Annotated in this window: 10 protein-coding genes; 7 read left to right on the top strand and 3 right to left on the bottom strand. The window is 73.4% G+C overall.

What is annotated here, in order from left to right:
• Positions 1 to 78: 78 nt before the first annotated feature.
• The gene (locus ACFV6I_RS04390; protein WP_363368170.1) at positions 79 to 1,347 is read right to left on the bottom strand and encodes a hypothetical protein; all 1,269 of its coding nucleotides are present in this window, start codon (positions 1,345 to 1,347) and stop codon (positions 79 to 81) included.
• A 128-nt stretch (positions 1,348 to 1,475) separates the two neighbouring features.
• On the opposite strand from ACFV6I_RS04390, the gene ACFV6I_RS04385 reads away from it, so the two are divergent.
• Positions 1,476 to 2,060 (top strand): TetR/AcrR family transcriptional regulator, encoded by a 585-nt coding sequence (locus ACFV6I_RS04385; RefSeq protein WP_063348430.1) that lies wholly within the window; start codon positions 1,476 to 1,478, stop codon positions 2,058 to 2,060.
• A gap of 29 nt (positions 2,061 to 2,089) precedes the next feature.
• On the opposite strand, the gene ACFV6I_RS04380 is transcribed toward ACFV6I_RS04385, so the two are convergent.
• The gene (locus ACFV6I_RS04380) at positions 2,090 to 2,551 is read right to left on the bottom strand and encodes an Lrp/AsnC family transcriptional regulator (protein ID WP_079135725.1); all 462 of its coding nucleotides are present in this window, start codon (positions 2,549 to 2,551) and stop codon (positions 2,090 to 2,092) included.
• 149 nt (positions 2,552 to 2,700) lie between these two features.
• On the opposite strand from ACFV6I_RS04380, the gene pdhA reads away from it, so the two are divergent.
• The 4 genes from pdhA to ACFV6I_RS04360 all read left to right on the top strand — a co-directional run bounded on the left by pdhA (position 2,701) and on the right by ACFV6I_RS04360 (position 8,060).
• Positions 2,701 to 3,840 carry a pyruvate dehydrogenase (acetyl-transferring) E1 component subunit alpha gene (pdhA, locus tag ACFV6I_RS04375; protein ID WP_063348428.1) on the top strand — a complete coding sequence of 380 codons (1,140 nt, stop codon included), beginning with the start codon at positions 2,701 to 2,703 and terminating at the stop codon, positions 3,838 to 3,840.
• Positions 3,840 to 4,844, top strand: a complete 1,005-nt coding sequence (locus ACFV6I_RS04370) for an alpha-ketoacid dehydrogenase subunit beta (RefSeq protein ID WP_063348427.1) — start codon at positions 3,840 to 3,842, stop codon at positions 4,842 to 4,844. The genes pdhA and ACFV6I_RS04370 overlap by 1 nt, the downstream gene beginning before the upstream one ends.
• On the top strand, positions 4,844 to 6,157 hold the full coding sequence (locus ACFV6I_RS04365; protein WP_380343328.1) for a dihydrolipoamide acetyltransferase family protein: 1,314 nt from the start codon (positions 4,844 to 4,846) through the stop codon (positions 6,155 to 6,157). The genes ACFV6I_RS04370 and ACFV6I_RS04365 overlap by 1 nt, the downstream gene beginning before the upstream one ends.
• A gap of 223 nt (positions 6,158 to 6,380) precedes the next feature.
• Positions 6,381 to 8,060 (top strand): globin domain-containing protein, encoded by a 1,680-nt coding sequence (locus tag ACFV6I_RS04360; protein WP_380343283.1) that lies wholly within the window; start codon positions 6,381 to 6,383, stop codon positions 8,058 to 8,060.
• A 24-nt stretch (positions 8,061 to 8,084) separates the two neighbouring features.
• Here ACFV6I_RS04360 and ACFV6I_RS04355 read toward each other — a convergent pair whose 3' ends face one another.
• The gene (locus ACFV6I_RS04355) at positions 8,085 to 8,627 is read right to left on the bottom strand and encodes an NUDIX domain-containing protein (protein ID WP_063348425.1); all 543 of its coding nucleotides are present in this window, start codon (positions 8,625 to 8,627) and stop codon (positions 8,085 to 8,087) included.
• Between the two features lie 327 nt (positions 8,628 to 8,954).
• Here ACFV6I_RS04355 and ACFV6I_RS04350 point away from each other — a divergent pair, with 327 nt between their 5' ends.
• Together ACFV6I_RS04350 and ACFV6I_RS04345 are read left to right on the top strand one after the other, a co-directional pair.
• Positions 8,955 to 9,830, top strand: coding sequence for an IclR family transcriptional regulator (locus tag ACFV6I_RS04350; protein ID WP_079136277.1), 876 nt, complete (start codon positions 8,955 to 8,957; stop codon positions 9,828 to 9,830).
• 251 nt (positions 9,831 to 10,081) lie between these two features.
• Entirely contained in the window at positions 10,082 to 10,507 is a 426-nt protein-coding gene (locus ACFV6I_RS04345; RefSeq protein ID WP_063348424.1) for an SsgA family sporulation/cell division regulator, read from the top strand.
• The last annotated feature ends 110 nt before the right edge of the window (positions 10,508 to 10,617 follow it).

Raw genomic sequence — 10,617 nt, 5'->3', positions numbered from 1 at the left:
CGCGGGCGCCGGGCCCGGAAAACGCGCGGGGGCGCGTCCGTGGTGGCCCCGCCCCCGTGGGCCGGTGCCGGGCAGGGCCTACGGCACGCCCAGCTCGAAGATGACGTACCCCGCGTACCAGCCGGAGGCGACCGCGCCGAACCCCAGCACCGCGGCCAGCACCGGCCAGCTGAGCTTGCGCATCGCCACCGCGAGCGCGATCAGCAGCGGGAACGCCGGCAGCAGGTAGCGCGAGACGTTGCCGAAGATGCCGAGGCTCCCCAGCACCGAGACGATCGTGGCCAGCGTGTAGGCGGTCAGCACCAGTGGCGGGCGCAGCCGGATCAGCAGCACGATCAGCACCGGCAGGGTGAGCACGATCAGGGTGGCGAAGAGGTCCGGCACCGGGAACGCGAACGGGTAGTCGTTGCGGCCCAGCAGCACGCCGCGGATCGCGTGCCAGGTGCCCTGGCCCCAGTCGAAGTAGTGCAGCCAGGCATCGTGCTGGAGCCGGAAGTAGCCGCCCCACTCGCCCATCCGCCAGCCCACCCAGGCCACGTAGCCGAGCAGGCCGACCGGGGCCAGCAGCATCGCGGTCAGCGGGCGCAGGACGCCGCTCTCCCGCCGGTACAGCTCCACCAGCGCGGCCAGGCCGACCGCGCCGATCAGTGCCGCGGCGGTCGGCCGGTTGAGCCCGGTGACCAGGGTGATCACCCCGGCGGCGACCCACTGCTTGGTCATCACGCAGTAGCAGGCCCAGGCGGCCAGCGCGACGAAGGTGGAGTCCGAGTAGACCGCCCACTCGGCGCCCGAGCCCGGGGCGATCGCCCAGATCCCGGCCGCGATCACGCCCGCCCTGGGGCCGGCCATCCGGTCCACCACGGCGTAGATCCCGGCGGCGGCGAACAGCGAGGCCACCACCGACACCAGCATCCCGGCGCCGTACAGGCCGAGGCCGGTGACGTCCGAGGTCATCCGCATCAGGCCCGGGTAGAGCGGGAAGAACGCGGCGGAGTTCTGCTCGACGGAGAAGCCGACCGGGCCGTTGGGGATCGTGACCAGCGCCGGGTGGTAGCCGAACTGGGCCACCTGCTGGTACCACCAGCCGTCCCAGGTGGCCAGCACGTCCCAGGGGTTGGCGCCGCCGCCGAACCGGGCCGGCTTCTTGAGGTAGTCGCCGGAGAAGGAGAGCAGCTTCATGAAGACGGTGAAGCCGATCAGCTTCAGCACCGCGTAGCACCACACCGCCGGCCCGAACCGGACTACCAGGGCGCGGGCGCCTTCCCGCCAGCCGCTGCCGGGCACGCCCCCCGGATCATCGCTGCGCTGCTCGGGCACGTCGGAGGCGACGGCCGGTATTGCGTTCATTCGGACTGGACCCCACCCTGCTGGACGTGGACGATCGTCCGCCGAGTCTAGGGCCTGCGCATCGGGGCCTGGTGTGGACCAACCGACCCGATCGCGTACGGCGCGGGGCGGCCGGGGATACTCGGAGGATGGCCGATCACAGCACGCGTACCGCCTACACCGTGGAGTCACTGCTCGCGGTGACCGTCGACGTGTTCAACGAGCGCGGCTACGACGGCACCTCGATGGAGGACCTGTCCCGGGCGGCCGGGATCTCCAAGTCGTCCATCTACCACCACGTCCGCGGCAAGGAGGAGCTGCTGCGGCTGGCCGTCGGGCGGGCGCTGGACGGGCTGTTCGCGATCCTGGCCGAGCCGGCGGCGGTGCGGGGCCCGGCGGTGGAGCGGCTGGAGCACGTGGTGCGCCGCACCGCCGAGGTGCTGCTCGCGGAACTGCCGTACGTGACGCTGCTGCTGCGGGTGCGCGGGAACACGGTGACCGAGCAGTGGGCGCTGGAGCGGCGCCGGGAGTTCGACCACCAGGTCGCCGAGCTGCTGCGGGCGGCGGTCGCGGACGGTGCGCTGCGCGCGGACGTCGAGCCGCGGCTGGCCACCCGGCTGCTGTTCGGGATGATCAACTCGATCGTGGAGTGGTACCGGCCGGGCCTCAAGGGCACCGACGGCGTCGCGGACGCGGTCGTCCACCTGGCCTTCGACGGGCTGCGCGCGCGGTAGCCGCCACCGGCCGGCCGGTGGCCCGGCCGTCAGTCCGGGGGGACCTGGTCGGTCTCCTCGAAGATCAGCATGGTCCGGGTGCCGAGCACCTGGGGGATGGACTGGATGCTGCCCAGCACCAGCTCCCGCAGCGCGTGGTTGTCCGCGGTGTGCACCAGCAGCAGGACGTCGAAGTCTCCGCCGACCAGGGCGATGTGGGCGACCCCGGGGAGCTGCAGCAGCTGCTCCCGGACCGTACGCCAGGAGTTCTGGACGATCTTCAGGGTGATGTACGCGGACGCGCCCTGACCTGCCCGTTCGTGGTCGACGCGGGCGGTGAAGCCGCGAATGATGCCGTCCTCGACCATCCTGGAGATCCGGGCGTAGGCGTTCGCCCGGGACACGTGCACCCGCTCGGCCACCGAGCGGATCGAGGCGCGGCCGTCCTGCTGCAGCAGCCGCAGGATCGAACGGTCGACCCGGTCGAGTCTGGACATCTGTTCAGCCGACATGACCCCCCACCCTCGCCGATTGGACACACTGCCACCAGTCGACCGCCGCTCAGGCCGAATGTCCACCACCTTGTCACGCTTCTGGTCAAGATGAACAGACGACCGAACAATCGGTAGGGAGCCCCCGCCACCCCAGGAGGTGCCCCGAGATGACCGTTCTCGACCACAGACACCACACGGCGGTGCCCGGCTGGACCCCCGGGGCCACCGCCCCGCGGACCGACCCGGCCCCCCTGCTCCCGGACGCCTCACCGGTCCGGGTGCTCGGCACCCCCGCGCTGGAGAAGTACGACCCCGCACTGCTGCGCGAGCTGTACCGCCGCCTGGTGGTCGGCCGCCGCTTCAACCAGCAGGCCACCACCCTGACCAAGCAGGGCCGGCTGGCCGTCTACCCGGCGTCCACCGGCCAGGAGGCCTGCCAGGTCGCCGCCGCGCTGGTGCTCGGCGAGGCCGACTGGCTGTTCCCCAGCTACCGCGACACCCTCGCGGTGGTCTCCCGGGGCGTCGACCCGCTGGAGGCGCTGACCCTGCTGCGCGGCACCGCCCACACCGGCTACGACCCGCGCGCCACCCGCACCGCCCCGCTCTGCACCCCGCTCGCCACCCAGGCCCCGCACGCCGTCGGGCTGGCGCACGCCGCCCGGCTGGCCGGCGAGCCGGTGGTCGCACTGGCCATGCTCGGTGACGGCGGCACCAGCGAGGGCGACTTCCACGAGGCGCTGAACTTCGCCGCGGTGCTCCAGGCACCGGTGGTCTTCCTGGTGCAGAACAACGGCTACGCGATATCCGTCCCGCTCAGCGCGCAGTCCGCCGCGCCCACCCTCGCCCACAAGGCCGTCGGCTACGGCATGCCGGGCCGGCTGGTGGACGGCAACGACGCGCCCGCCGTGCACGGCGTCCTGACCGAGGCGGTCGAGCGGGCCAGGACCGGCGGCGGCCCGACCCTGGTCGAGGCGCTCACCTACCGGGTCGAGGCGCACACCAACGCCGACGACGCCACCCGCTACCGCACCGATCCGGAGGTGGCCGCCTGGCGGGAGTACGACCCGATCCTGCTGATGGACCGCTCGCTGCGCGAACTCGGCGTCCTGGACGACGCGCTGGTGCAGTCGGCGGCCGACGAGGCGGAGGCGCTGGCGGCCCGGATGCGGGCCGAGTTCCACGCCGACCCCGAGCTGGACCCGATGGCGCTGTTCACCCATGTCTTCGCCGAGCCGACCCCGCAACTGCGGGAACAGGCCGCCCAGTTGTCCGCCGAGCTGGCCGCCGAGGCCGAGGTGCAGCACTGATGAACCAGACGGCCACACCGACCCGTACGGCGACCATGGCGCAGGCGCTCAACGCGGCGCTGCGCGACGCCCTGCGCGAGGACCCGGCGGTGCACGTGCTCGGCGAGGACGTCGGCGCGCTCGGCGGCGTCTTCCGGATCACCGACGGGCTGACCGCCGAGTTCGGCCCCGACCGCTGCCTGGACACCCCGCTGGCTGAGGCCGGCATCCTCGGCACCGCGATCGGCATGGCGATGTACGGGCTGCGCCCGGTCGTCGAGATGCAGTTCGACGCCTTCGCCTACCCGGCGTTGGAGCAGCTGTTCTCGCACGTCGCCAAGATGCGCAACCGCACGGCCGGCCGGCTCCCGCTGCCGATCACCGTCCGCATCCCGTACGGCGGCGGCATCGGCGGCGTCGAGCACCACAGCGACGCCTCCGAGGCGTACTACGCGGCCACCCCCGGCCTGCACGTGGTCACCCCGGCGACGGTCGCCGACGCGTACGGGCTGTTGCGGGCCTCGATCGCCTCCGACGACCCGGTGGTCTTCCTGGAGCCCAAGCGGCTCTACTGGGGCAAGGACGGGTTCGACCCGGCCGCGCCGGTCGAGCCGATCGGCCGGGCCGTGCTGCGGCGGCCCGGCACCTCCGCCGTGCTGATCACCTACGGGCCCTCGCTGCCGGTCTGCCTGGAGGCGGCCGAGACGGCGAAGGCCGAGGGCTGGGACCTCGCGGTGCTGGACCTGCGCACCCTGGTGCCGTTCGACGACGAGACGGTCTGCCGGGTGGTGCGCTCGCTCGGCCGGGCCGTGGTGGTGCACGAGGCGAGCGGCTTCGGTGGTACCGGCGCGGAGATCGCCGCCCGGGTCACCGAGCGCTGCTTCCACCACCTGGCTGCGCCCGTGCTGCGGGTGACCGGCTTCGACATCCCGTACCCGCCGCCGATGCTGGAGCACCACCACCTGCCCGGGGTGGACCGGATCCTGGACGCGGTCGCCCGGCTGCAGTGGGAGGACCGAGGATGATGCCCGTCGTGCGCGAGTTCCGGCTGCCCGACCTCGGTGAGGGACTCACCGGGGCCGAGGTGGTGCGGTGGCTGGTCGAGGTCGGCGAGGTGATCGCGGTCGACCAGCCGGTGGTGGAGGTGGAGACCGCCAAGGCCGTGGTGGAGGTGCCCTGCCCGTACGGCGGGGTGGTCACCGCCCGGTACGGCGAGGAGGGCGAGGAGATCGCCGTGGGCGCGCCGCTGGTGACGGTCGCGGTGGCTCCGGCGGACGGGGCCTCGCTGCTGGTCGAGGCGGCGGCCGGGATGCTGGCCGAGGCGGCGGCGGAGGTGGAGCGGCCGCTGGTCGGGTATGGGGTCGCCGAGCCGGGGAAGGGCGGGCGGCGGCGCCGGGTGGGGGGTGCTGTTCCTGCTGTCGTTCCTGTTGCTGTTCCGGTTGTTGTTGCTGCTCCCGCGCTGGTGGTGCGGACCGTTCCGGGCGTGGTGCCGGTGATCTCGCCGCTGGTGCGGCGGCTGGCCCGGGAGCAGGGGGTCGACCTGGCCGCGCTCTCCGGCAGCGGCCCGGACGGGCTGATCATGCGCGCGGACGTCGAACGGGCGGTCGCGGTGAAGGCGGCGGCCCCGACGGCTCCGGCGCCGGTGGCGCGGGAGGGCGTCGTCCCGCTGCGCGGGCTGCGCAAGGCGGTGGCCGAGAAGCTCAGCCGCAGCCACCGGGAGATCCCCGCCGTGACCTGCTGGGTGGACACCGATGCCACCGAACTGATGCTGTTGCGGCGGCAGTTGAATGCCGCCCCGGGCCCGAAGGTGAGCGTGCTGGCGCTGCTCGCCCGGATCTGTACGGTCGCGCTGGCCCGCTTCCCGGAGCTCAACTCCAGTATGACGGAGGATGGTTCGGGCATCATCCGGCACTCGGCGGTGCACCTGGGCTTCGCCGCGCAGGGTGAGCGGGGCCTGGTCGTCCCGGTGGTGCGGGACGCCCACGCCCGCACCACCGAGCAACTCGGCGAGGAGCTGGTCCGGTTGACCGAGGCGGCGCGCGACGGCTCGCTCACGCCGGCCGAACTGACCGGCGGCACCTTCACGTTGAACAACTACGGGGTGTTCGGCGTGGACGGCTCCACCCCGATCCTGAACCACCCCGAGGCGGCGATGCTCGGGGTCGGCCGGATCGTCGCCAAACCCTGGGTGTACGAGGGGGAGTTGGCGGTGCGCGAGGTCGTGCAGCTGTCGTTCACCTTCGACCACCGGGTCTGCGACGGCGGGACGGCGGGCGGCTTCCTGCGGTTCGTCGCGGACTGCGTGGAGCGGCCGGGGACGCTGCTGCGGCAGCTCTGAGCACGGCTCGGTCGCCCTGGGTGGCGTGCTCCGCACCCAGGGCGACGGGGCGTGAATCGAGGGAGAGTAGCGCGTCCCGGGCCCGGGTGTCCGGGCTTCGCGTGATTTGTCGGATGAGCAGTTCGGGCGTGCCACGCTGCCTAGGCGCCAGCAGAGACAAGCCAGGTGGTGGCGCAGGGCGGCCGGAGGCGAAACGATTCTCTTGGGTACTCGAAACGTTGCGGTGAAGTCCCGCAGAACACTTCTGGTCCGCACCGGGTACGGCTCGGCGGGCGCCGCCTCCGTCCCGGGCCTGCCGGAGCTCCCGGCGGACGCGGCGGCGGACCCGACGGCGCACGTGACGGCCGAGGTGACGGCGGCCGGGATGGCGGCCGGGATGGCAGCCGCGAGGGCGGCCGGGGCGGGGCCCGAACGGCCGCCGATGCCGCTGGACCCGCCGGACCTCCCGCCGCAGATCCCGGCCGAGGCGCCGACGGCCGTCCTCCCGGCGGTGCCCGCCCTCCCGTGGGTGCCCGCCCCGCCGGTGCAGCCGCCGGCCGTCTCCGCGCCCGGCTACCCGGAGCCGCCTGCCGAGCCGCCTGCCGCCCCCGCGTTCCGGCCGCTGTTCACCGATGCTCCCGGCCTCAACTGGGCTGGACCCGGCGACAGTTGGACCAGAGCCTGGGCCGCGCAGGAGCCTTCCGAGGGCCGGCCGACCCAACTGTCGGCCCCGTTGCCCGCCCCCGACCGCGGCGCCCCCGGCCGCGGCGCCTCCGCCGTCGAACAGCCGCTCACCGTACGGGACGTGGAGCTGATCCGGGCCAGCCTGGCGGTCGTCGAGCCGGTCGCCGACCGCGCCACCGCGCACTTCTACGCGCTGATCTTCCTGCACCACCCCGAGGTCCGGGCGCTCTTCCCCGCCGCCATGGACGTCCAGCGGGACCGCCTGTTCCGCGCGCTGCTGGCCGCCGCCCGCAGCGCCGACGACCCGGCCGGCCTGCGCGTCTACCTCGGCGCGCTCGGCCGCGGCCACCGCCGGTACGGCACGCTGACCGGCCACTACGGCCCGGTGGGCGAGTGCCTGGTGCAGGCGCTGGCCAGGTACGCGGGCAGCCGGTGGGACGCCGAGACCGAGCTGGCCTGGCGCCGGGTCTACCGGCTGGTCTCCTCGATCATGATCGAGGCCGCCGAGGACGCCGCCCGCACCTCGCCGCCCTGGTGGCAGGGCGAGGTGGTCCGGCACGAGCGTCGCACCCGGGACGTCGCGGTGATCACCGTCCGGCCGGACCAGGCGTACCCGTACCGGGCCGGGCAGTACACCAGTCTGGAGACGCCCTGGTGGCCGCGGGTCTGGCGGCACTTCTCGTTCGCCTCGGCCCCCCGGCCGGACGGGCTGCTGACCTTCCACGTGAAGGCCGTCCAGGCGGGCTGGGTGAGCAACGCGCTCGTCCACCGGGCCGCGCCCGGGGACGTCCTGCGGCTGGGCCCGGCGGCCGGCACGATGACCGCCGACCACGTCGCCGGCGCGGACCTGCTCTGCCTCGGCGGCGGCACCGGCATCGCGCCGATCCGCGCGCTGGTCGAGGAGGTGGCCGAGCGCGGCACGCCGGTCGGCGCCGTCGACGTGTTCTACGGGGCCCGCCGCGCCGCCGATCTGTACGAGCTGGACGGGCTGGACGAGTTGGCCCGGCGGCTGCCGTGGCTCACAGTGCGGCCGGTGCTCTCCGGCACCGGGTCGGCCGAGGGCGCGCTGACCGGCGAACTCCCCGAGGTGGTAGGGCGGTTCGGGCCGTGGGCCGGGCGGGAGGCGTTCCTCAGCGGGCCGCCCGCGATGGTCCGCCGGGGCGTCGGGGTGCTGCTGCGCTCGGGCGTGCCGGCCGAGCGGATCCGGCACGATCTGGTGGGCGACCTCGCGGCGGGGTGAGCGGGCGGCGGGGTGATCGGTCGGTCAGCCGAGGTCCGGGGCGAGCAGCGCACGGACGCCCTCGATGTTGGCCGCCAGGTACGCCCGCAGCCGGGGCGGGACGACGTTGACGGAGGTCACCCCCTCGCGGGTGAACGGCAGCCGGACCACCTGGTACTCGCCGTTGGGCTCGTCCACCTCGGGGCCGTGCCGCCGGCTGAGGTCCATCGAGGCGAGCCGGCAGGCGAAGAAGTGCTGCACCTTGACCCCGTGCGGGTGGAGCAGGGTGCCGTCGTCATGGTGCGTGTGGCTGATGGTGTCGACGAAGGCGGGCACCACGTCGACGATCTTGCCGCCGAGTTCCTCGTCCACCTCGCGGTGCAGCGCCTCGACCACGGTGCGGTCGCCGCGTTCGACTCCGCCGCCGGGAGTGATCCAGTACGGCTGGGGCGAGCCGGGCCGGACCCGCCGGATCAGCACGATCGAGGCCGGGCCGTACGGGTCGTCCGGGTCGAGCTCCAGCAGGATCGCCCGCGCGGTGCGCTTCACCACCGGGCGGGGCGGCGGGGTTCGGTTGTCGGGGCCCATGGCGACCTCCGGGGCTGGAGCGTTGTGCGGGAGTCTCCCGCGGGACGGTCCGGCCGAAACCCGCCCGAACCGGTGCGTCCGTTCGGGGGCGGGGAGTAACTGCGGATAGATCTTGGATAGCGAAGGTGAATCTTGAACTGATCTTCCAAATGTCGATCGATTCTGATATTTACCTTCGAATCGAAGGATTTTGCCGAGTGATCGCTGTAAGAGTGATTGCAGGGAGGTCATCCCTGTGCTGCAATGAGCCACTATCGGGCAGATCGGAGGGCTTCGCTCCGGATGCCCTTTCTGTGCATTGACTCGGGCTGGGGGATGGACGTGGCCATGGATCAGATCGCAGAGCCGTCCAGGACGGTCCGCACCGGGCGCGTCGCCAGGTCGCCGACGCCCACCTCGCCGCCCGGCAGCCCGCCGACGCCCACCTCGCCGTCCTCCTCGCCGTCGACCTCTCCGGGCAAGGGCCGCGGCCCCACCCTGATCGGCTCCGTCCAGCGGGCGCTGCGGCTGCTGGAGGCCGTCGGGGGATTCCGGCAGGGCGCCACCGCCAAGCAACTGGCCCGCGCCGCCGGACTGCCGCTCGGCACCGCCTACCACCTGCTGCGCACCCTCACCCACGAGGGCTACCTCCGGCGCTCCGACGGCCGGTTCTTCTACGGGGAGTCGGTCAACGGCATAGGCCGGGCCGACGACCGGCAGTCCGACCGGCACGACCTGCGCGCGCGGATGCAGCGGTTACGGGACGAACTCGGGGCCCCGGTCTACTTCGCGCTCTACCGGGACGGCGAGATCCACGTGGTGGACGTCGCCGACGACCCCGGTCGCCCCGCCGTCCAGCCCTGGGCCGACCTCCGCGCCACCGGCCACGCGCACGCCATCGGCCAGTGCCTGCTCGGCCAACTGTCCGAGGAGGAGCGCCGTGACCACCTCGCCCGCCACCCGCCGGTCGGGCTCACCCCCTCCACCGTCACCGGCGAGGCCGCCGTCCTGCGCCGGCTCGCCTCGCTGCGGCCGACCATGCCCGTCCTGGAACGTCAGGAGTACGCGCTCGGCACCGTCTGCGCGGCCGTCCCCATCACCGTCGGGCCGATGGTCGCCACCATGGCCCTGTCGCTGCCGGTCGAACAGGCCGACCGGCTGACCGTCGTCGCCGGCCAACTGCGGCGCAGCGTGGGCGCGATGGGCCCGTCGTTCGTCCTCTGACGCTCCTCGCGCCGGTACGGATCCCGTCCGTTCACCATTTGAAAAAGCACACCTTGTCCACTACGTCCCCAAACGTGGACGATGGTGATCTAACAGGGATTGGTTGCACAAAACCGTCAGAAACCGCCCCAAGCCCAGCAATTGACGATCCCGGCCCCACGCCCGAAGCCCCCCGCATCCGAAGCCCACCGCCCTCCACCCCACGGCCCACCCGGCCGCCCCCCCCACGCCCCACGAGAGGTACTGGCGCCATGCAGCACAGCACAGTCCAGGGACACCTGGTGATGAATCTCGTGGTCTCGCACGAGCTCTCCTTCCGCATCGTGGTGGACCTGGCGTACGAGCCCGACGACCCGTACGCCGTCCGGTTCACCTTCCACCTGCCCGGCGACGAACCCGTCACCTGGGTGTTCGCGCGCGAGCTGCTGCTCGACGGCATCAGCCGGCCCTCCGGCGAGGGCGACGTGCACATCCACCCGGTCGGCGAGGAGCTCACCGAGGTCTGCATCGTGCTGCACTCCCCCGAGGGGGACGCCCTGCTGCGGGCCTCGGCGCCGCCGCTGGTCGCCTTCCTGGCGCGCACCGACCGGCTGGTGCCGATGGGCCAGGAGATCACCGGGCAGGAACTCGACGCCCAGCTCGCGGACATCCTCCGGGGATGTGAGAACGCGGGGTGAGCGGTGGCCGCGCCGCCGCCACCGACGAAGGGGCCCGCGCCGGGTGAACCACCCCGGCGCGGGCCCCCCTCCGGGTCGGGCGGGCGGGGTCCGGCCCGGGCGGGTTCGGG

The organism is Kitasatospora sp. NPDC059803 (genome assembly GCF_042732255.1).
Lineage (GTDB): Bacteria > Actinomycetota > Actinomycetes > Streptomycetales > Streptomycetaceae > Kitasatospora.
The sequence above is the reverse complement of the archived record's forward strand: the minus strand, read 5'-3'. Positions and strand labels throughout refer to the sequence as shown.

Bases quoted from the DNA above. Each gene is read 5' to 3' on its own strand.
- ACFV6I_RS04390 (WP_363368170.1), bottom strand. From the start codon at position 1,347: ATGAACGCAATACCGGCCGTCGCCTCCGACGTGCCCGAGCAGCGCAGC.
- ACFV6I_RS04350 (WP_079136277.1), top strand. From the start codon at position 8,955: ATGGATCAGATCGCAGAGCCGTCCAGGACGGTCCGCACCGGGCGCGTC.
- ACFV6I_RS04385 (WP_063348430.1), top strand. From the start codon at position 1,476: ATGGCCGATCACAGCACGCGTACCGCCTACACCGTGGAGTCACTGCTC.
- ACFV6I_RS04355 (WP_063348425.1), bottom strand. From the start codon at position 8,627: ATGGGCCCCGACAACCGAACCCCGCCGCCCCGCCCGGTGGTGAAGCGC.
- ACFV6I_RS04370 (WP_063348427.1), top strand. From the start codon at position 3,840: ATGAACCAGACGGCCACACCGACCCGTACGGCGACCATGGCGCAGGCG.
- ACFV6I_RS04380 (WP_079135725.1), bottom strand. From the start codon at position 2,551: ATGTCGGCTGAACAGATGTCCAGACTCGACCGGGTCGACCGTTCGATC.
- ACFV6I_RS04345 (WP_063348424.1), top strand. From the start codon at position 10,082: ATGCAGCACAGCACAGTCCAGGGACACCTGGTGATGAATCTCGTGGTC.
- ACFV6I_RS04365 (WP_380343328.1), top strand. From the start codon at position 4,844: ATGCCCGTCGTGCGCGAGTTCCGGCTGCCCGACCTCGGTGAGGGACTC.
- pdhA (WP_063348428.1), top strand. From the start codon at position 2,701: ATGACCGTTCTCGACCACAGACACCACACGGCGGTGCCCGGCTGGACC.